Origin of the sequence: uncultured Sphingomonas sp., from assembly GCF_964244235.1 — a bacterium.
Classification (GTDB): Bacteria; Pseudomonadota; Alphaproteobacteria; order Sphingomonadales; family Sphingomonadaceae; genus Sphingomonas.
The window spans coordinates 25,319-44,477 of the sequence record NZ_CAXTII010000006.1 but is presented as its reverse complement, the minus strand read 5'-3'; the positions used below and the strand labels follow the sequence as shown (position 1 = coordinate 44,477).

19 protein-coding genes are annotated in these 19,159 nt (G+C 66.1%); 9 read left to right on the top strand and 10 right to left on the bottom strand.

Features of this window, described 5'->3' with window-relative positions; all coding sequences use genetic code 11:
• Nucleotides 1–34 precede the first annotated feature (34 nt).
• On the top strand, nt 35–1,315 hold the full coding sequence (gene eno / locus ACFE7D_RS02365; RefSeq protein ID WP_375393821.1) for a phosphopyruvate hydratase: 1,281 nt from the start codon (nt 35–37) through the stop codon (nt 1,313–1,315).
• A gap of 32 nt (nt 1,316–1,347) precedes the next feature.
• Nucleotides 1,348–1,659 carry a septum formation initiator family protein gene (locus tag ACFE7D_RS02360; protein WP_375393820.1) on the top strand — a complete coding sequence of 104 codons (312 nt, stop codon included), beginning with the start codon at nt 1,348–1,350 and terminating at the stop codon, nt 1,657–1,659.
• Between the two features lie 28 nt (nt 1,660–1,687).
• Here the strand turns inward: ACFE7D_RS02360 and ACFE7D_RS02355 are convergent, their stop codons facing one another.
• Together ACFE7D_RS02355 and ACFE7D_RS02350 are read right to left on the bottom strand one after the other, a co-directional pair.
• Nucleotides 1,688–2,515: an alpha/beta fold hydrolase gene (locus ACFE7D_RS02355; protein ID WP_375393819.1), complete on the bottom strand. Its 828-nt coding sequence runs from the start codon at nt 2,513–2,515 to the stop codon at nt 1,688–1,690.
• A 112-nt stretch (nt 2,516–2,627) separates the two neighbouring features.
• Complete coding sequence (locus ACFE7D_RS02350) at nt 2,628–4,043, bottom strand: MFS transporter (RefSeq protein WP_375393818.1); 1,416 nt, start codon at nt 4,041–4,043, stop codon at nt 2,628–2,630.
• 241 nt (nt 4,044–4,284) lie between these two features.
• On the opposite strand from ACFE7D_RS02350, the gene ACFE7D_RS02345 reads away from it, so the two are divergent.
• Nucleotides 4,285–6,327, top strand: a complete 2,043-nt coding sequence (locus ACFE7D_RS02345; RefSeq protein ID WP_375393817.1) for a prolyl oligopeptidase family protein — start codon at nt 4,285–4,287, stop codon at nt 6,325–6,327.
• Here the strand turns inward: ACFE7D_RS02345 and ACFE7D_RS02340 are convergent, their stop codons facing one another.
• Nucleotides 6,328–6,789 carry a DUF3617 domain-containing protein gene (locus ACFE7D_RS02340; RefSeq protein ID WP_375393816.1) on the bottom strand — a complete coding sequence of 154 codons (462 nt, stop codon included), beginning with the start codon at nt 6,787–6,789 and terminating at the stop codon, nt 6,328–6,330. It abuts the gene before it with no gap.
• 127 nt (nt 6,790–6,916) lie between these two features.
• Between ACFE7D_RS02340 and ACFE7D_RS02335 the strand changes: the two genes are divergently transcribed.
• The gene (locus tag ACFE7D_RS02335) at nt 6,917–7,330 is read left to right on the top strand and encodes a DoxX family protein (protein WP_375393815.1); all 414 of its coding nucleotides are present in this window, start codon (nt 6,917–6,919) and stop codon (nt 7,328–7,330) included.
• Nucleotides 7,331–7,361: 31 nt separating this feature from the next.
• On the opposite strand, the gene ACFE7D_RS02330 is transcribed toward ACFE7D_RS02335, so the two are convergent.
• On the bottom strand, nt 7,362–7,781 hold the full coding sequence (locus ACFE7D_RS02330) for a hypothetical protein (protein ID WP_375393814.1): 420 nt from the start codon (nt 7,779–7,781) through the stop codon (nt 7,362–7,364).
• A 114-nt stretch (nt 7,782–7,895) separates the two neighbouring features.
• Between ACFE7D_RS02330 and ACFE7D_RS02325 the strand changes: the two genes are divergently transcribed.
• The 3 genes from ACFE7D_RS02325 (at nt 7,896) to ACFE7D_RS02315 (ending at nt 9,288) form a co-directional block, all read left to right on the top strand.
• Nucleotides 7,896–8,183 (top strand): type II toxin-antitoxin system RelE/ParE family toxin, encoded by a 288-nt coding sequence (locus tag ACFE7D_RS02325; RefSeq protein ID WP_375393813.1) that lies wholly within the window; start codon nt 7,896–7,898, stop codon nt 8,181–8,183.
• The gene (locus ACFE7D_RS02320) at nt 8,183–8,479 is read left to right on the top strand and encodes a HigA family addiction module antitoxin (protein ID WP_375393812.1); all 297 of its coding nucleotides are present in this window, start codon (nt 8,183–8,185) and stop codon (nt 8,477–8,479) included. Before ACFE7D_RS02325 ends, ACFE7D_RS02320 begins: the two co-directional genes overlap by 1 nt.
• 203 nt (nt 8,480–8,682) lie before the next feature.
• On the top strand, nt 8,683–9,288 hold the full coding sequence (locus tag ACFE7D_RS02315; protein ID WP_375393811.1) for a hypothetical protein: 606 nt from the start codon (nt 8,683–8,685) through the stop codon (nt 9,286–9,288).
• A 1-nt stretch (nt 9,289) separates the two neighbouring features.
• Here the strand turns inward: ACFE7D_RS02315 and ACFE7D_RS02310 are convergent, their stop codons facing one another.
• The 3 genes from ACFE7D_RS02310 to ACFE7D_RS02300 form a co-directional block, all read right to left on the bottom strand.
• On the bottom strand, nt 9,290–11,563 hold the full coding sequence (locus ACFE7D_RS02310) for an ATP-dependent helicase (protein ID WP_375393810.1): 2,274 nt from the start codon (nt 11,561–11,563) through the stop codon (nt 9,290–9,292).
• Nucleotides 11,564–11,772: 209 nt separating this feature from the next.
• A complete protein-coding gene (gene rsmD, locus ACFE7D_RS02305; RefSeq protein ID WP_375393809.1) occupies nt 11,773–12,315 on the bottom strand; it encodes a 16S rRNA (guanine(966)-N(2))-methyltransferase RsmD in 543 nt (180 codons plus the stop codon).
• On the bottom strand, nt 12,315–13,706 hold the full coding sequence (locus ACFE7D_RS02300) for a pseudouridine synthase (RefSeq protein WP_375393808.1): 1,392 nt from the start codon (nt 13,704–13,706) through the stop codon (nt 12,315–12,317). Before ACFE7D_RS02300 ends, rsmD begins: the two co-directional genes overlap by 1 nt.
• Before the next feature lie 128 nt (nt 13,707–13,834).
• On the opposite strand from ACFE7D_RS02300, the gene ACFE7D_RS02295 reads away from it, so the two are divergent.
• Complete coding sequence (locus ACFE7D_RS02295) at nt 13,835–14,263, top strand: response regulator (RefSeq protein ID WP_174286495.1); 429 nt, start codon at nt 13,835–13,837, stop codon at nt 14,261–14,263.
• Nucleotides 14,264–14,330: 67 nt separating this feature from the next.
• Nucleotides 14,331–16,016 carry an MFS transporter gene (locus ACFE7D_RS02290; RefSeq protein ID WP_375393807.1) on the top strand — a complete coding sequence of 562 codons (1,686 nt, stop codon included), beginning with the start codon at nt 14,331–14,333 and terminating at the stop codon, nt 16,014–16,016.
• 4 nt (nt 16,017–16,020) lie between these two features.
• On the opposite strand, the gene ACFE7D_RS02285 is transcribed toward ACFE7D_RS02290, so the two are convergent.
• The 3 genes from ACFE7D_RS02285 to trpA all read right to left on the bottom strand — a co-directional run bounded on the left by ACFE7D_RS02285 (nt 16,021) and on the right by trpA (nt 19,117).
• Nucleotides 16,021–17,328: a bifunctional folylpolyglutamate synthase/dihydrofolate synthase gene (locus ACFE7D_RS02285; RefSeq protein WP_375393806.1), complete on the bottom strand. Its 1,308-nt coding sequence runs from the start codon at nt 17,326–17,328 to the stop codon at nt 16,021–16,023.
• Between the two features lie 125 nt (nt 17,329–17,453).
• A complete protein-coding gene (gene accD / locus ACFE7D_RS02280; protein ID WP_375393805.1) occupies nt 17,454–18,305 on the bottom strand; it encodes an acetyl-CoA carboxylase, carboxyltransferase subunit beta in 852 nt (283 codons plus the stop codon).
• On the bottom strand, nt 18,302–19,117 hold the full coding sequence (trpA, locus tag ACFE7D_RS02275) for a tryptophan synthase subunit alpha (RefSeq protein WP_375393804.1): 816 nt from the start codon (nt 19,115–19,117) through the stop codon (nt 18,302–18,304). Before trpA ends, accD begins: the two co-directional genes overlap by 4 nt.
• Nucleotides 19,118–19,159: the final 42 nt, after the last annotated feature.

Below are 19,159 nucleotides of genomic sequence, written 5' to 3'. Positions count from 1 at the left end.
CGCCATCTGGCGCAAAGTCTAGGAGCATCGTTACGTGACCGCAATCATTGACATTCATGCGCGCCAAATTCTCGATAGCCGGGGCAATCCGACCGTAGAGGTCGACGTGCTGCTCGATGACGGCAGCTTTGGACGTGCTGCGGTGCCGTCGGGCGCGTCAACCGGGGCGCACGAGGCTGTCGAGAAGCGGGACGGCGACCGGGGGCGCTGGGGCGGTAAGGGAGTCGATCAGGCGATCGATGCGGTGAACGACGAGATCATGGACAAGGTCCTTGGCATGGATGCGGAGGATCAGGCGGATCTGGACCGCGCGATGATCGAACTGGACGGTACCGAAAACAAGGGGCGGCTTGGCGCGAACGCGATCCTGGGCGTCAGTCTGGCGGCGGCGAAAGCGGCCGCCGAGGCGCGGGGACTGCCGCTGTATCGCTATGTCGGCGGCGTGTCGGCGCACATCCTGCCGGTGCCGATGATGAACATCATCAACGGCGGTGAACATGCGGACAACCCGATCGATTTCCAGGAATTCATGATCGTACCGGTCGGCGCGTCGTCGCTGCTCGAGGCAGTGCGTTGCGGATCGGAGATTTTCCACACGCTGAAAAAGGGCCTCAGCGAGAAGGGCCTTTCGACCGGCGTCGGCGACGAGGGCGGCTTTGCGCCCAACATCGGCAGCACGACCGAAGCGCTCGATTTCATCATGGCGAGCATCGAGAAAGCCGGATATCGGCCGGGTGACGACGTCATGCTGGCGCTCGACTGCGCTGCGACGGAGTTCTTCCGACAAGGCAAATACGACATTTCGGGCGAGGGGCGGGTCCTCGACAGTCATGAGATGGCAGAATATCTCGCCGACCTCACTCGCCGCTATCCGATCTTCTCGATCGAGGACGGCATGGCGGAGGATGATTGGACTGGCTGGAAGTCATTGACCGATCTTATCGGCGACAAGGTGCAACTGGTCGGCGACGATCTTTTCGTGACCAACCCGAAGCGATTGAAGAAGGGCATCGCCGATGGCGTTGCGAACTCTCTGCTGGTGAAGGTCAACCAGATCGGAACACTGACCGAGACGCTGGAGGCGGTGTCGATAGCGCAGCGGGCGGGCTATACCGCGGTGATGTCGCACCGGTCCGGCGAGACCGAGGATTCGACGATCGCCGATCTGGCGGTCGCGACCAACTGCGGGCAGATCAAGACGGGCAGCCTGGCGCGGTCGGATCGGCTCGCCAAATATAACCAGCTCATCCGTATCGAGGAGGAACTGGGTGATGCCGGGCGTTATGCCGGGCGCGATATCCTGATCGGGGCTTGATTCGCCGGTCCTTTTCCGATTCAACGCTTTCGATGAAGAAGCCGTCCCCCTTCGCAAACACGCTGCGCCGCGCGGCGTTGCCGGCGATCGGTCTGACGCTCATGGCCTTTTTCGGTGCCTATGCGATTCTTGGCCCGAACGGGATGTTTGCCTACGGGGACTACCGGCGGAAACTGGCGGCGCATCAGCGGGATTACATTACGCTCGACCAGAAGCGTACGGTCCTCCGCAACCGGGTGGCGTTACTGAATCCGGACCATGCCAACCCGGATATGGTCGACGAAATGGTTCGCAAGGAGCTGAACGTCACGCATCCCGACGAAGTGATCGTGCCGCTGAAATAAATCTCTGCCCCCACCGGGGAGGATTTGGTCACCTCCCCAGGAAGGTCAACAGATCGTTCGTCAGCCGATCGCTTTCCGTTACGTTCAGCCCGTGCGGCGCACCGTCATATTCGACCAGCTGGCTGCCGCTGATACCACGCGCGGCGGCGCGACCCGAGGCGTCGATCGGAACCGTCTTGTCGCCGGTACCGTGGACGATCAGGGTCGGTACGCGGAATGCGGGCAGATCGGGGCGGAAGTCGGTATGCCCGAACGCTTCGGCACAGGCCAATGTGGGCTTCAAACCCGCCATCATCGCAAGCGCGGCGGAATGATCGACCTGCTCCTGGCTGACCGGGCTGGATAGCATGCCGACGCCGTAGAATTGCGGAACGAACGTATCGCGGAAGAACTTCGCGCGGTCGGTCTTGATGCCCGCCGCAATCTGATCGAACGTCGATTGCGGCGTACCATCGGGGTTGTCATCGGTCTTCAGCATGTACGGCACGACGGAAGAGACCAGACCGGCGGCGATCACGCCCTTGCCGTCATGGCGGCTCATATACCGTGCCACTTCCCCGCCACCCATCGAGAAGCCGACGATCGTCGCGTCGCTGTCCGCGCCCGTCGCTGCCATGACGTCGGCCAGGTCATCCGCCAGCGTATCATAGGTATAACCATCCCATGGCTGCGCGGATCGACCGAACCCGCGCCGGTCATAGGCGATAGCCCGAAAACCGGCATTCGCCAGCGCCATCGCCTGAGGGTCCCAGCTGTCGGCATTGAGCGGCCAGCCGTGGAGGAGGACGACCGGTCGGCCACGACCCCAGTCCTTGACGTAGATGTCGGTATCATCGCGTGTCTTCACGTAGGGCATCGCGGTTCCTTTGCGTGGGGTCGTGCCAGCCTAACGAGGACATGCGTGCCGTGTTCCAATGGTCGTCATCACGCGATCGTCATAGGCATGGCACCGAAGGGTCGACCGGGACCTAACGGGTCGTCTTCAATGTCGGCACCGCATCCTGCGTTTCGGTCTGCCCCGGATTGCGCATCGACGGCCGCAGCCGCGCCATGCTGCATAGCCCGGCGATGAGGGCAAATCCCGCCGCCACCAGCGGCGGCACGAAATTCGTGCCGACGCCGATCGCCAGCAGCGCCGCGACCAGGGTGGCCCCGGTCGTCTGCCCGACCAGCCGAACCGTCGATACCAGCCCGCCCGCCGCGGCGGCGCGCTCGCGCGGGGCGGAGCCGATGATCAGCCGCGCGTTGGGCGGCATGAACGTCCCGAACCCCGATCCGCACAAGGCCATCCGCCAGGCGATGTCGATATAGGTCGGATGCGCGGGCAGCAGCGCGAGGAGGACCAGCGCGACGATCGAGATCGCCATCCCGATCCCGCCGAGCAGCCCCGCCGGAATCCGGTCCGACAGCGTCCCCGCCAGCGGCGCGACGATCATGTTGGTCAGCGGCCAGGGCGCGATCGCGGCGCCGATCGCCGCGGCGCCGAAACCGAGTTCGTGGAGCCGGAACGGCGTCGATACCAGCAACGTCATCGATGCGATGAAGGCAGCGTACGCGCCGATCACCGACAGCGCGAGCACCGGCTGCGCAAGCAGGTCCAGCGGCAGGATCGGGTTCGGCTCGCCGCGCTCGCGCCGCACGAACGCGAGACCGATCGACGCGCCGGTCAGCACGATCGCCGCCGACACCACCGGGCTGTTGCCGTGCACTGCGGTCTCCAGCCCGCCGATGACCAGCCCGAACATCGCCGCGCACATCACCGCGCCAAGCACGTCGAACGGTGCGTCGCGGGGTGGCGGATCGGGCAGCGCGCGGCCAAGTATCAACGACCCGATTGCGAACGGCACCGCGCTTGCGAAGACCCATGGCCAGGGCGCGACCGCCAGCACGAGCCCGCCGATCGTGGGCGCTGCCGCCGCGGAACTGGCGACGACGACCGAGTTGATCCCCAGCCCGCGCCCGAGCCGGTTCGAGGGATAGATCTGCCGCAGCAGCGCCGACGACAGGCTGAGCGCCGCCGCCGCGCCGATCGCCTGCGCGGCCCGCACGATCAGCAGGAAGGCGAGGCTCTTGGCGAAGAAGCACAGCAAGGTGGCAACGGTGAAGACCAGCTGTCCCCCCTGGTACATCCGCTTCAGCCCGATCCGGTCGCCCAGCCCCGCGAACGGCAGCAGCAGCATGACCAGCGTCAGCTGGTAGATCGTCACGATCGACACCACCGCGCTCTGATCGACGTTCAGGTCGTGCGCGATCGTCGGCAACGCGACATTGGCGACGCCGCCGTCGATGATGATCAGCGCGGTCCCGAACGAGATCGCGCCGATCGCGTAGAAGCGGCGGGGATAGGGAAGGCCGTCTTGATTTTTGTACGCTACACCCGTCATAAGCCCCAACTTTCGTCACCCCGGCCTTGAGCCGGGGTCCATGTCGCCGCATACCGGCCGCGTTGTCATTGCGGCACGATGGACCCCGGCTCAAGGGCCCCGTCAAAGTAGTACTTTGACGGGATCCCACGGCCGGGGCGACGATCGGGGGATTGTTATGCGTCTGACTTTGCTTGCTACGGCGGCGGTTGCCGGAACGACCATCCTTGCGACCACGCCCGTCTTCGCCCAGACGCCGCCGATGACGAAAGCCGACACCGCCGCCGACCCCTATATCTGGCTCGAGGACAAGGATGGCGCGAAGCCGCTTGCCTGGGTGGAGGCGGAGAATGCGAAGACGCTGCCGCGGCTTGAGAACGACCCGCGCTACGCGACTTTCCATGCCGAGGCGCTGGCGATCGCGGCAGCGAAGGACCGGATCCCGATGCCCGAACAGCAGTTCGGCCGGATCTACAATTTCTGGCGCGATGCCGATCACCCGCACGGCATCTGGCGCTGGACGACCGCCGCCAGCTATGCAGGCGTCACGCCCGACTGGACCACCGCGCTCGATCTCGACGCGCTCGGCAAGGCCGAGGGCAAGCAATGGGTCTACAAGGGTGCGACGTGCCTCAAGCCCGAGGAACGGCTTTGCCTCGTCGCATTGTCCGAAGGCGGCGAGGACGCGGTCACCTATCGCGAGTTCGATCTGGCCAGGGGCGCTTTCGTCGGGGGTGGCTTCGTATTGCCCAAATCCAAGCAGGGCGTGGCGTGGATCGATGCGCATACGCTGATGGTCAGCCGCGACTGGGGCGCGGGAACGATGACCGCATCGAGCTATCCGTTCGTCGTGAAGCTGCTGAAACGCGGTCAGCCGCTGGCCGCCGCGACCGAAGTGTATCGCGGCGAACCCGGCGACCAGCTCGGCACCTACGCTTCGACCCTGACCGACGCCAAGGGCAATCACGTCGTCTTCATCGAGCGCCAGAAGACGTTCTTCGGCAGCGACAAGCTGGTGTGGACCGCGAAGGGCGGCGCGAGGAAGCTCGACATCCCGGCGCGCGCGAACCCGCAGGGGATGATCGACGGGCATGTCGTCTTCCAGACGAGCGACCCCTGGGGGGCAGTACCCGCAGGAGCGATCGCTTCGGTGCCCTTGGCGGAGATCGACCGCGGAACGGCGACGCCGAACGTGATCTTCGCGCCGAACGCACGCCAGGCGATCACCGGCAGCGACACGACGCGCGACCGGCTGGTCGTGTTGTACACCGACAACGTCAATGGTCGCGTCGCGATCTATACGCCCGGTGCCGGTGGCTGGACCGCCCGGCAGATGGCGCTCCCCGATAACGCAAGTTTCGGCGTGGCTGGGACGAGCGACCGCAACGACCGCGCGTATCTGGCGACAACGGGGTTCCTGACGCCGACGACACTGGTTTCGTTCGATACCACCAGCGCTGCGGCCCCGGTGCCGGTCAAGGCGCTGCCAGCGAAGTTCGACGCGGCGAACGATGTCGTCGAGCAGTTCGAGGCGACATCCACGGACGGCACGAAAGTCCCGTATTTCGTCGTCCATAAAAAGGGGGTGGTACTCGACGGCACCACCCCGACGATCATGACCGCTTACGGTGGCTTCCAGATCCCGATGCTGCCAAGCTATGCCGCGACGATCGGCAAGCTGTGGCTCGAACGTGGCGGCAGCTACGTCCTCGCCAATATCCGCGGCGGCGGAGAGTTCGGCCCGGCGTGGCACGATGCGGGGCGCAAGACGCATCGCCAGGTGGTCTACGACGATTTCGCCAGCGTCGCGAAGGATCTGTTCGCGCGGAAGCTGACGAGTGCGGCGAAGCTCGGCATCTATGGGGGCTCCAATGGCGGGTTGCTGATGGGGGTGGAATTCAACCAGCATCCCGACCTCTGGAAAGCGGTGGTGATTCAGGTCCCGCTGCTCGACATGATCCGGTACGAGGGGATCGAGGCGGGGGCGTCCTGGGTGGACGAATATGGATCGGTCGCCAATCCGGACGAGAAGGCGTTTCTCCAGACGATCTCGCCCTATCAGAATCTGAAGCGGGGCGTCGCCTATCCCGAACCCTATATCTGGACGACGACCAAGGACGACCGCGTCGGGCCGCAACATGCGCGCAAGTTCGCCGCGCGGATGAAGGAGTTCGGGCTGCCCTATCTGTTCTACGAGGATACCGCGGGCGGCCATTCGGGGGATGCGGACATCGCGCAGGGCGCACGGCTGCAGGCGCTGCAGATGACCTATTTCGCGCAGAAGCTGATCGGACCGGCCGGATAGCTATTTGGCCGCGGGGCAGGCTCCGACGCGACGGCCCGCGATCGTCCCGGTGAACCCCATCTTCCCGTTCTCGCCGACCGTCGTCGTCGCAAATCGAAGGTCGTATCGGTCCGGCGTCCAGGTGCCCGTCAACTGGACGGTGCCGGGCGCATCGCCGGCCGCCTGTCCCGGGCAATTCCCCCGGATATCGACCCGCCCGTTTACGATCGCACCCCGCGACACCGCGCAGCCGGTGCCCGAGTCCCGCGTGAACCAGCGTGCAGGATCGACGGCCTCGGCGGGGGACATGCAGACCGATTGCGGGCCGTTCGCGGTATAGGGGAGATCGCCGAGCGGCCGGCCGTCCAGTGTCGCGCCGACCGGAACGGTATCGACCCGCCACAACCCCGGCGCGAGCCGTGCCGTCGGCGCCGCCGCGCCCCCGATTGCGATCGCGGCGATACCCAGCAGGATCGGTCTCATGGCGCAACTCCTCAATCGTCCGCCGCCTTGTCCGCACATTTGACCGCGGAGGCAAGGCGTCATCGATTGGTAAGGCGGGATCGACCTGCGCGGACGAATGGCGCATGACCGGCGCGGGAGAATGGGCGTGGAGCAGCGAGTAGACGGCGGCGGTGCGGAGCGCAGGCGGACGATCGCCCGCTGGCTGCTGGCGTCGTTCTACGCCGTGGCCGGTGTGGGGCATCTGCTCGCGACCGATGCCATGGTGCGGATCGTACCGGACTGGGTGCCGTTCCCACAGGCGGTGGTGATCGCGACGGGGGTGTGCGAACTGGCGGGTGTCGTCGCACTGCTCACGCCGCGCTGGCGTCGCACCGCCGGCTGGGCCTTCGCGGCTTATGCGGTGTGCGTCTACCCGGCGAACGTCAAGCACGCGATCCACGATCTGGGTACGGGAACCGGCCTGCCGATCTGGTATCACGCCCCGCGATTGCTGTTGCAGCCCCTGATCGTGTGGTGGGCGCTCTGGGCGAGCGGGGCCGTGACGCTGCGCCGCCGCTAAGTTTACATAAGGTGACGGTGGTGCGCAAGATTCACGGCTCCCACCCGCCGGGGCGGCGGCCCATCCGCGCGCGGGTATTCAGCGCCGCCATCGCCATCCGGTTATCGAAACGGTGGATCCGCGCGACCTCCCGCCCGGCGTAGAAGCGCGGCACGGTATAGCCTTTGATCCCGCGCTCCATCGCCAGCGAAAGCGCGCGGAGAAAGCCCTCGTCCTGCGCCGAATCCCACGCCACCGCAAAGCTCTTCGCGCCGGGACGATCGCGCAGCCGATAGGCCGACTGCGCCGACATCCCCACCGCCTTCGCTGCGGCGCTGACGACGCCGGTGACGGCGAGGATTTCGATGAACCCGCGCTGCCGCTCGGGCGTCCAGCCGTCGTGGCGGACCCGGGCGAGCGCGACGGGGGTGAAGGCGTAGGGTTCGGGGGCGGGTTCGAGGGGCGGTGTCATCCGGCAGGGTATGTCGGCGGCGGGCTTTGTAGGACAGGGGTTTCGGCGTAGTCTCACCGGGGTAAGTGTCAATTGACACTTGACAGTTTGGAGTCGCCGATGTAGCGTTCGGCCGTGGACATCGGGAGCATACGGCACAAAGCGCTGCGAACTTTTGTAGAGACGGGCCATCCGAAGGGACTGCCTGGCAATGTTGTCAATAGATTGCGCAATATGCTCACGTATTTGAATGCGATCGAGAAGGTCGAGGAACTCAAAGTGCCACCCAATTACGGGGCACATCTTCTGACAGGTGGCCGGACTGGAACATGGGCACTGACTGTCACGCGCAATTGGCGGCTGACCTTTTGGATCGGCGAGACCGGCGCGATCGAAGACATGAACTTGGAGGATTATCACTGATGGCGATCAAGCTGCATCCGAGCTTTGCCGTGCACCCCGGCGCGTGGCTGCGCACCGAAATGATCGACCCGCATGGCTTGAGCGTGACCGACGCCGCGTCGAAGTTGCACGTCACGCGGCAGGCGATGAGCAACCTGCTCGGCGGTCGGGCGGGCTTGTCGGCGGAGATGGCGATCCGCTTCGAGAAGGCGTTCGGATTGAGTGCCGATACGTTGATGCGGATGCAGGCGGGGTATGATCTGGCGCAGGTACGGGCGCGGGAAGGGGCGATCACGGTGGAGCGGGTGGCGGCGTAATTGCGTGAATTATTGATGGGAGTAAGGGGGGGTAACTTGCTTAATCGTGACATATTCGGCGAAATTGGCCGTCATCCTGATCGGTTTTTTATAATACACTACTCATCGCAATCACTTTTGATGCGGAAGTGGGATCCCTTTCCCCAAGAATTACTTCGATTGTAGTTCGTCATTACCAGACGGGGCAAACTGTAAGCTTTGCGATGCATACGTCTGCCGAGGTTTTGGGGATAGACGCTGTTGAAGTCGAGGCCCGGTACGACGAGATTGAAAAGGATCTTTTGATCAAGTTTTACAATTTCGCGCGAGATCGTCGCGAAAAATATTGGCTTCACTGGAACATGAGAAATGTGGTATTCGGTTTTGAACATATTGAGCATCGCTATAGGAAATTAACTAAGCTAGAGCCTCCCAGTATTACTATCGAAGTGCGGTATAATCTGAACGACGCGCTCAAAAGTCGATATGGCGATGATTACGTTGCTGATCCCCGCATGGCGTCTTTAATGAATTTGAATGGTGGAAAAATCCAAGGTTTTCTTACTGGAGCCAAAGAAGCAGAGGCGTTTAAGGCTAAAGATTTCATTAGAATGAACACATCTACAATCGCGAAGGTAGGTTTTTTTAGCTACGTTGTTAGCTTGGCGATTAAGGGAAGGCTGAAGATCTCAGGAAGGGCGATTGTCAACAGATTCGATCGTCTATTGGAAAGTCGTAAAGCCAGGACGATTGCAGCTTTGAGTGCCTGCGTGGGGATTATAGTCGGATTGATCCAATTGTATCTTTGGTTGAGGTCTGGTGGGCAGTAGCTCACCCCACCGTCACAAACGAGTCCATCACCCGCTTGCGCCCGGCACTCTCGAAATCGATCTCCAGCTTGTTGCCTTCGATTTCCGCGATATCGCCGTAGCCGAACTTCTGGTGGAACACGCGCTGACCGACGGACAGGTCGCTGCGGCCCTTGTTGCCCAGGCTGACCGCGGAGGTGCGCGCCTCCACCACCCGCGACGGTTCGCGGACGAAGCCGCCGACCGTCGCCGCGCGCTGCCAGCCGGGGCCGCGGCCGGTTCCGCGGGCGATGTCGGCGAAGGGGTCGGCGCGTTCGCTCCAATTCGCTTGCCACAGGCTCGCGCCGCCCGACATCGTCGTTTCCGCCTCGTGATGCTCGGCTGGAAGTTCGCCGACGAAGCGGCTGGGGATGCTGGAATTCCACTGGCCGTAGATGCGGCGGTTCGCGGCGTGCAGGATCGTCGCGCTGCGCCGCGCGCGGGTGATCGCGACATAGGCGAGACGGCGTTCCTCCTCCAGCGCGCGGGTGCCGCCCTCGTCGATCGCGCGTTGCGAGGGGAACAGCCCTTCTTCCCATCCGACGAGGAAAACGGTGTCGTATTCCAGGCCCTTGGCGGCGTGGATCGTCATGATCGTGACCTTGGGATCGTCGCGACCGCCTTCATTGTCCATGACGAGCGACACGTGTTCGAGGAACGCGCCAAGCGAATCATATTCCTCCATCGCGCGTACCAGTTCGGACAGATTCTCCAGCCGCCCCGCGGCGTCGGCGGATTTCTCCGCCTGGTACATCGCGGTACAGCCGCTCTCGTCGAGCAATTGCCGGGCGAGTTCGGCGTGCGGCATCGACCGCGCCATGTCGCGCCAGCGCGCGATGTCGCCGACCAGCCGGCGGAGCGAATTGCGGGCGGCCCCCGTCAGTTCGTCGCTGTCGAGGATACGCGCCGCGGCGATCGTCAGCGGCACGTTCAGCGCGCGCGCCAGCTGGTGGACCTTCGCCACCGCCTTGTCGCCTAGGCCGCGCTTGGGCACGTTGACGATGCGTTCGAACGCCAGATCGTCGGCGGGCTGGTTGACGACGCGCAGATAGGCGAGCGCATCGCGGATTTCGGCGCGTTCGTAGAAGCGGAAACCGCCGACGATCTTGTAGGGCGTGGCCGTAGCGATGAACCGGTCCTCGAACTCGCGCGTCTGATGCTGCGCGCGGACGAGGATCGCGATGTCGTTCAGCGACATGCCGTTCCGCCGCGCCGTCTCGATGTCGTCGCCGACGCGGCGGGCTTCCTCCGGACCGTCCCAGACACCGACGACGCGGACCTTCTCGCCCGCATCGATCTCGGTCCATAATTGCTTGCCCAGCCGGCCGCTGTTGTGCGCGATGACGCCCGAAGCGGCACCGAGGATATGCGGGGTGGAGCGGTAATTCTGTTCGAGCCGGATGACCTTCGCGCCCGGAAAATCCTTCTCGAACTTCAGGATGTTCTCGACCTGCGCGCCGCGCCAGGAATAGATCGACTGGTCGTCGTCGCCGACGCAGGCGATGTTGCGACGCTCCTGTGCGAGGAGCCGCAGCCACAGATACTGGACGCTGTTGGTGTCCTGATATTCGTCCACCATGATGTAGCGGAAGCGCTGCTGGTAGAGTTCGAGCACGTCGCGGTGCGTCTTCAGGATGACGAGCATGTGGAGCAGCAGGTCGCCGAAATCGCAGGCGTTCAGCGCCTTCAGGCGAGCCTGATAGGCCGCGTACAGCTCGCCGCCGCGGCCATTGGCGTAGCGTTCGCTTTCGCCCGCATCGATCTCGCGCGGGCTCAGACCACGATTCTTCCAGTCGTCGATCACGCCGCCCAATGCGCGCGCGGGGAAGCGCTTCTCGTCGATGTCGGCCGCAAGGATCAGCTGTTTCAACAGCCGCAGCTGATCGTCGGTATCGAGGATCGTGAAGTTCGACTGCAGCCCGACCAGTTCGGCATGCCGCCGCAGCATCTTCGCGCCGATCGCGTGGAACGTGCCGAGCCAGGGCATCCCCTCGACCATGTCGCCCACCAGCCGCCCGACCCGGTCGCGCATCTCGCGCGCGGCCTTGTTGGTGAAGGTGACGCTCAGGATCTCGCTGGGATACGCCTTGCGCGTATACAGCAGATGCGCGAGGCGGGCCGTCAGCGCTGCGGTCTTGCCCGTACCTGCACCCGCCAGCATCAGCACCGGCCCATCGGTCGTCAACACCGCTTCACGCTGCGGCGGGTTCAGGCCTTTGAGATAGGGCGGGTCGGTCTGAGCGGCGATCTGGGTCACCGGCGAACAGGTAGGGAACGCGGGGGGATTGGGCAACCGTTGTGCGGGGGGTGGGCATCATTCCTGCCTAAAGGACGGTGCCGCCAATTAACGCTCAGCCCCCCCGGCGAAGGCCGGAGCCTAGTTGCAAGACGATCATTGCGAAGCCACCACCTCGACAATGATGACCTGCGCATCTGGGCCCCGGCCTGCGCCGGGGTGGCGGATTTCTACATGGCGTCCGCCCGAAGCAACGTGATCCGCGCCTTGCCGTGAACCCGCGTGGCATCGACCGTGAAGCCGGCCAGCGCGATCTCCTCCGCCTTCGCGCTTTCGATGCTCACCCAGGTCGCAGGGCCCGTCCAGCCGAGCCGCGACAGCTTGTCCAGCGCGACGATGCCCGCGCCGGTGCCGTAGGGCGGGTCCATCATCACGATGTCGAGCGGTGCGGGGGCAGGGCCGAGCGCCATGACCGACGTCGCGCGGACATCGGCGCGCACGCCCAGCTTCGCGAGATTGGCCTTCAACGCGTCGAGCGCGGCGCGGTCCTGTTCGACGAACAGGCACGACGCGGCACCGCGCGACTGCGCCTCGATTCCCAATGCGCCCGAACCGGCGAACAGATCGGCCACCGCCAGCCCATCGAAACTGCCGACCCGGCTGGTCAGCATCGAGAACAGTGCCTCGCGCGTGCGGTCGGCGGTTGGACGCGTGGCCTCACCCCTGGGCGCGGCGAGCGAGCGGCCGCGCCACTGACCGGCGATGACGCGCATCAGCCCCTGTCCCGCGGCGTCTTGTCCCGCGGCGTCTTGTCCCGCGGCGTCCTGGACGGCCGTCCGCGGCCCCCCGCCGGGCCCTTGCCGGGTGCGGGCCTGGTCGAGCGCGGACGCTTGTCGCTGGCGGCGGTGCCGTCGGCGCGAATGCGGGCCGAACCCGCGGGCTTGGCGGGACGCGAGGATTTGCCGGGGCGATCTGCCGCCGGCGCGTCGGATCGCCGGGCAGCGCCGCGCGTCCCTCGAGACGCGGCGCCGTCGCCATCCGGATTCCGGCCGGTATGGGCGGGGCGGTCTGGCCGGACCGTCCCGCGCCGGGTTTTCGGTGGAGCCGCGACGGCGTCTCCGTCTCCCCGCGGCCGGGCCGGGCGCTGCGCTGCGGCTCCGGCGGACGGGCGTCGATCGTCGGCGCGCGGTGGCCTGGTCGTCAACGCTTCCCCGGCCCGCGTCGATCGTTCGGTACGGAACCGGCGGGCGCCGGGTTCCTGGCGCGCGGGCCCGGCGGAACGCGGCGCGCGATCGACGGGTCGCGGCTTGCTCGGGGTCGCGGCAGCGCGCGGTTTCGACCGTGCCTCCACCGCGATCGTGGCATCGGGCGAATCATCGCGCGACCGGCCGTGGCGGACATCGCCGAGCGCACGGCGGAACGCGGCGAGGTCGTGCTCGCCGACTTCGCCGACCTCGCCCGGGCCCAGTTCGCCCAGGACGAACGGGCCGTACCGCGTGCGGATCAGGCGGCTGACCTGCAATTCGAGATTCTCCAGCACGCGGCGGACCTCGCGGTTCTTGCCCTCGGTCAGGATCATTTCGATCCAGACGTTCGCGCCCGTCCGGCGTTCGATGTTCGCGTCGATCGATCCGTAACGGATGCCCTCGATCTCCACGCCTTCGGCCAGATCCTCGAGCTGGGCCTGCGTCACCTGCCCGTAGGCGCGTGCCCGGTAGGCGCGCTCGACACCGGTCGAGGGCAATTCCAGCTGACGTTTGAACCCGCCGTCGGTGGTCAGCAGCAATAGCCCCTCGGTCGCGAGATCGAGACGACCGACGGGCACGACGCGCGGCAGGTCGTCGGGCAGATGTTCGTAGATCGTAGGCCTGCCCTTCGGATCGCGCTCGGTCACCAGCAACCCCGCCGGCTTGTGGTACAGGAACAGCCGGGTCGGCTCCGCTGCCTGTACGGGATTGCCGTCCACGGTGACGCCGGCCAGCGAGGTCAACACCGTCGCCGGCGTGTCGAGCACCACGCCGTCGATCGCGATCCGACCCTCCGCGATCATCCGTTCGACCTCGCGGCGCGACGCGATCCCGGCGCGCGCGAGAAGTTTGGCGATGCGGTCGCCGTCGCGCGGCGTATCGGTTTCGGCGCGCGGGACTTTGATCCTGGTCGTCATCGCCCGGCTGATACAGGCTTATGCACGGGTCACCGAATAAAATTGCGACCGACGTGGTCAACGCGCGTTAAGGCGCGCAGGCACAGGGACGTATCGAGGCGGGCACTCCGCCGGGAAAAAGGGCGGGCATGATGTTCATGCGGAAGAAGCGGTCGATCGTCCGGCTCCTCGTCGTCGAGGACGAGCCGCTGATCGCCTTCGATACCGAACACGTCCTGACCGATGCCGATTTCACGATCGTCGCCACCGTCGACCGGGTCGCCGATGCGCTGGCCGTCATCGAAAGCGGCGCGACGATCGATCTGGTGCTCGTCGATGTCAGTCTGGCGGACGGGTCGGGAATCGACGTCGCACGCGCCGCCTATGGCCGCGGGGTCGCGGTGATGTTCGTGACCGGCAACTGCCCGGTCGACGCGCATTCGTTCGCGACCGGGTGCCTCGCGAAACCCTATGCCCCGCGCGACCTGCTCGGGTCGATCGCCGCGATCGAGGCGACGCGCGGCGGACAGACGCCAAAGCGGCTGCCGTCGGGTTTCACGCTGTTCGCGGCCGCTTGACCGCGCATCTCCTCTAGTCAGCGCCGGTCGGCCCGCTAAGGTCGCCGGGTGAGCGGGGGAGACGATCGTGACGGCTGAACGGCCAAGGGGGTGGCGGCTGCTGGCGACGGCGCTGCGCACCCGCACATCGGCGTCGATGCTGGCGTTCGGCTTCTCCTCGGGGCTGCCCTTCGCCCTGCTGATCGGAACGCTCAACGCCTGGCTCGGCGAGGCGAAGGTCAATCTGGCGACCATCGGCGTGCTGTCCTGGATCGGACTTGCCTACGCGTTCAAGTTCCTGTGGTCGCCGCTGGTCGATCGCATGCGATTGCCGGTGCTCAGTGCGCTCGGACGGCGCAAGGGGTGGATCATCCTGTGCCAGGCGGTACTGATCGGCGCATTGGTCATGCTGTCGGTGACCGATCCCGCAGCGAATATCGGCCGGTTCGCGATCTTCGCGGTTATCGGTGCGCTGGCGTCGGCGACGCAGGACGTCGCGATCGACGCGTGGCGGATCGACGTGGCCGACGAGGCGACGCCGGTCGAATTGCTGTCCGCGATCTACCAGCTGGGCTACCGCACCGCGGCGATCGTCGGCGGTGCGTTCGCGCTGTTCCTTGCGGCGCGGATGTCGTGGACGGGGGTGTATCTCTTCATGGCTGGGGTGTTGGGCGTCATGCTGCTCGTCGCATTGACGGCACCGGATACGAAGCGGCCGCGCGGGGCGAACGACGACGCCGCGCTGGCATTGCCGGGCGAGCTGACCCCGCGCGCGCGCGCGCTCGCACTGCTGGTCGTCGGCGTCAGCTGGGTGTGGGCGATCGCCACGATCGGGCGGTTCATGGTGGCGATGCTGGCGGACATGCCAGTGGGCGCGGTGCGGCCCTCGGCAAGCGATTTCCTGAAGCATGACGGGCCGTGGATCGTCGCCGCGACGATCCTGCTGCCGCTGGCGGTCGCCGGCGTCGTCAACGCGCTGAAGGCGCGGGGTAAGGCCGTGCAGATGTCGGCCGATCCGGTACGGTCTGGCGTCCGCACCGCGGCAAATCATCTGTACGGCGCGCTGATCGCGCCGCTCGCCGATCTGACCCAGCGGCTGGGCTGGGGCGTGCTGCTGGTGATCGCGCTGATCCTGACCTATCCGCTATGCTACAATATCTGGGCGTCGTTCGCATACCCGTTCTACCTCGATTACATGCATTATACGAAGGACGAGGTGGCTTTCGCGTCGAAGATCTTCGGTATCGTCATGTCGATCGTCGGCGTCAGCCTGGGCGGCATCCTGTTCCTGAAACTGGGACGTTTCCCTACCGTGCTGATCGGCGCGGCGATGCCGATCTTCGGGAATTTCATCTATGCCGATCTCGCGGAGGGCGCGGCGCACATCGACGTCGTGCTCCACCTGTTCAGGCTCGATACCCTTGCCGCACTGGCTGGAAGCGATATCCGCATGGCGCGGTTGCTGCTCACGATCTTTTACGAAAACATCTCGACCGGCCTTGCAGGCGCGGCATTCATGGCGTTCGTATCCGGCATCGTGAGCAAGCGGTTCGCCGCCGTGCAATATGCGCTGCTGCCGTCGCTGACCTTTTCGATCGGGTCGCTTGGCAAGGGGGTCGCGGGCGAGGCGTTCGACAAATACGGCTATGCCAGCGTGTTCCGCTGGGTCGCGGCGACCGGGCTCATCGCGATCGCGTTCGTGCTCGCGGAATGGTGGCGATCGACCCGCGTGCCGAGGGTGTCGGAGCCGGGGCACACGGGCGAACTGGCCTAGACGATCAGTCAGGCACCTGATCGTTGAACCGGAGTGTATCGCCGGCGAGGTAGAGCGATCCCGCGACGAGGACGCAGCGCGGTTCGCCAGCCCCTCCGATGCGGTCGATCGCATCGGCGACCGACGCGGCGGTGCCGGCCGCAAGGCCGAAGGACCGGGCGACACCGGCGAGCATGTCGGGCGCATGATGCAGGTGACCCGGTACCGGTACCGCGATCGCGTCGCGCAGACCGGGGGCCAACGCGCGGAGGACGCCCGTCGCGTCCTTGTTCGCGAGCATCCCCAGCACCAATGTCGCGGCCCCTTGCGAGACCCTTCGAAGCGCCTTCGCCACCGGAATCGCGGCGGAGGGGTTGTGGGCACCGTCCAGCCAGACCGCGCTGCCCGCGGGCAGGCGATCGACCAGCGGACCGGGGGCGAGCCGCTGCATCCGCGCCGGCCAATGCGCCCAGTCCGCCGCGGCGCGCATCGCCGCCTCCGGGATATCCATCGCGCCCTGGTGGCGCACCATCGCGATGGCGAGCGCCAGGTTGCGCGACTGGTGTGCGCCCACCAGTCGCGGACGGTGCGTGACGACCGAAAATCCGGGGTCGGTATAACGCATCGTCGACCGTGCGGTCTCGCTCGACCAGTCGCGTTTGCGGGCGATCACCGGCGCGCCCGCAGCGGCAGCGACCGCCGCGATGCGGGATCGCAGCGGCCGGGCATAATCCATCGTGACGAGCGGCACGCCGCGCTTGGCGATCCCCGCTTTCTCGCCCGCGATGCCGATCAGCCGGTCGCCGAGGAAGGTTTCATGGTCCATCCCAAGCGCGGCGATGCCGGTTACCACGGGTGCGACGACGTTGGTCGCATCGAGCCGCCCGCCGAGCCCGACCTCGACGATCGTCGCGGCGGCGGGGTGGCGGCCAAAGGCCAGGAATGCGGCGGCGGTCGTGACCTCGAAGAAGCTGGGCGCGATATCGTCAGCCACATCGAGAACCTCCGCGAGCAGCCCCGCGAGCATTGCGTCGTCGACCAGCCGCCCGGCGATCCGGATTCGTTCGTTGAAACGGACGAGGTGCGGGCTGGAATAGACATGGACTTTGTACCCCGCCGCCTCGATCGCGGCGCGCAGGAACGCACAGGTCGATCCCTTGCCGTTGGTCCCGGCGACGTGGAAGACCGGCGGCATGGCGAGATGCGGATCGCCGAGCCGGGCGAGGAGTGCGGTGATGCGTTCGAGTCCAAGGATGTCGGCACCGGGGGAGAGGGTGGCGAGGCGGTCTAGCTGGGCCTGGACGGCGGGGTCGGTGGAGGTGGCGTGGTCCATCTATCTCCCTTCCCGCGCGCGGGAAGGGTTGGGGGTGCGCGCTCCGCCAGCAACAAGCGGTGAGCGCGCCGATAGCGCCCGCCCACCCCCGGCCCCTCCCGCAAGCGGGAGGGGGGCAGAAGGGATTACGCCGCCTGCTTCGCGCACAGATATCCTATCGTCTGCGCGATCCGCTCGGGCAGGTTCCGGCGGTGGACCACCATGTCCAGCATCCCGTGATCGAGCAGATATTCCGCGCGCTGGAACCCCTCGGGCAGCTTCTCGCGAATCGTCTGTTCGATCACCCGCGCGCCGGCGAATCCGATCAGCGCGCCGGGCTCGGCGATCTGGATATCGCCCAGCATCGCATAGCTCGCGGTGACGCCGCCCGTCGTCGGATCGGTCAGCACGACGATGTAGGGCAGCCCGGCGTCATGCAGCATCGCGATCGCCACCGTCGCGCGCGGCATCTGCATGAGGCTGAATATCCCTTCCTGCATCCGCGCGCCGCCGGCCGCCGTGAAGATGACATAAGGCACCCCGTCCGCGACCGCGTTCTCCACGCCGCGCACGAACGCCTCGCCGACCGCGAGGCCCATCGATCCGCCCATGAACGCGAAATCCTGCACCCCGACGATCGCGCCGTGACCGCCGATCGTGCCGCGGGCGTTGACGAGTGCGTCCTGTTCGCCGGTCGCGGTACGCGCGGTCCTGATCCGATCGGCATAGCGTTTCGAATCGCGGAACTTCAGCGGGTCCTCGGGGACCTTTGGGCTCGGCAGGACCTGATAGTCGCCGTCGAAGATCTGGCGGAACCGTATCTGCGGCCCGATCCGGTCGTGGTGATCGCATTTCGGACAGACCGAGAGGTTTTCCTCCAGTTCCTTCACGAACACCATCTGCCCGCATCCCCCGCATTTGTGCCAGAGATTTTCCTCGGTCGACGCCTTCTTAGCGACGAAAGGCAGGGCGTTGCGGACGCTGTTGAGCCAGCTCATGCGCCGATCTCCATGAGAGTTTTTTTCGTTGCGCCCGCGACGGCGTCGGCGAGGGTCCGGATATAGGCGGCGACCGGGCCGGGGGAGTCCACGCCGTGCTGCGCGACGATCTCGACGATCGCGGAGCCGACCACCACACCGTCCGCGACGCGTGCGACCTGCGCGGCCTGTTCGGGGGTGCGGATGCCGAAGCCGACCGCAACGGGCAGGTCGGTAGCGGCCTTCAGCCGGGCGACCGCGGCGTCGATAGAATCCTGCCGTGCCTGTTGCTTACCAGTGATACCTGCAACGGAGACGTAATAGAGAAAACCACTTGCCCCCGCCAGGACGGTCGGCAATCGTGCGGCGTCGGTGGTAGGGGTGGCGAGGCGGATCGGAGCAATCCCGGCCGCGCGGAGCGCGGGGCCCAGTGCGTCGTCTTCCTCGGGCGGGATGTCGACGCAGATGACGCCGTCGACGCCCGCCTCCTTCGCGGCGGCGGCGAACCAGTCCGCCCCGCGTCGGATCATGGGATTGGCATAGCCCATCAGGACCAGCGGCACGTCCGGGTGGCGCGCGCGGAAACCCTTTGCGATCCGCAGGATGTCGGCCGTGGTGGTGCCGGCCGCAAGACTGCGGATATTCGCCGCCTGGATCGCAGGGCCGTCCGCCATCGGGTCGGTGAACGGCATGCCGAGTTCGATCACGTCCGCGCCGCCTACGACGAGTGCGTCCAGGATGGCGGGGGTGGCGGAAGCGGTAGGGTCGCCCGCGGTGACGAAGGCGATGAGGGCTGGGTGAGGTTTGGCGAAGGCCGTGGCGAGGCGGGTCACGCTCGTTTGTCCGTGCGAACAAGGCGGCCCGCGCCGACTGCC

Bases quoted from the DNA above. Each gene is read 5' to 3' on its own strand.
- ACFE7D_RS02345 (WP_375393817.1), top strand. From the start codon at position 4,285: ATGACGAAAGCCGACACCGCCGCCGACCCCTATATCTGGCTCGAGGAC.
- ACFE7D_RS02360 (WP_375393820.1), top strand. From the start codon at position 1,348: ATGAAGAAGCCGTCCCCCTTCGCAAACACGCTGCGCCGCGCGGCGTTG.
- accD (WP_375393805.1), bottom strand. From the start codon at position 18,305: ATGAGCTGGCTCAACAGCGTCCGCAACGCCCTGCCTTTCGTCGCTAAG.
- ACFE7D_RS02300 (WP_375393808.1), bottom strand. From the start codon at position 13,706: ATGACGACCAGGATCAAAGTCCCGCGCGCCGAAACCGATACGCCGCGC.
- ACFE7D_RS02315 (WP_375393811.1), top strand. From the start codon at position 8,683: ATGCATACGTCTGCCGAGGTTTTGGGGATAGACGCTGTTGAAGTCGAG.
- rsmD (WP_375393809.1), bottom strand. From the start codon at position 12,315: ATGCGCGTCATCGCCGGTCAGTGGCGCGGCCGCTCGCTCGCCGCGCCC.
- ACFE7D_RS02330 (WP_375393814.1), bottom strand. From the start codon at position 7,781: ATGACACCGCCCCTCGAACCCGCCCCCGAACCCTACGCCTTCACCCCC.
- ACFE7D_RS02355 (WP_375393819.1), bottom strand. From the start codon at position 2,515: ATGCCCTACGTGAAGACACGCGATGATACCGACATCTACGTCAAGGAC.
- ACFE7D_RS02285 (WP_375393806.1), bottom strand. From the start codon at position 17,328: ATGGACCACGCCACCTCCACCGACCCCGCCGTCCAGGCCCAGCTAGAC.
- ACFE7D_RS02295 (WP_174286495.1), top strand. From the start codon at position 13,835: ATGATGTTCATGCGGAAGAAGCGGTCGATCGTCCGGCTCCTCGTCGTC.
- ACFE7D_RS02340 (WP_375393816.1), bottom strand. From the start codon at position 6,789: ATGAGACCGATCCTGCTGGGTATCGCCGCGATCGCAATCGGGGGCGCG.
- ACFE7D_RS02320 (WP_375393812.1), top strand. From the start codon at position 8,183: ATGGCGATCAAGCTGCATCCGAGCTTTGCCGTGCACCCCGGCGCGTGG.
- ACFE7D_RS02350 (WP_375393818.1), bottom strand. From the start codon at position 4,043: ATGACGGGTGTAGCGTACAAAAATCAAGACGGCCTTCCCTATCCCCGC.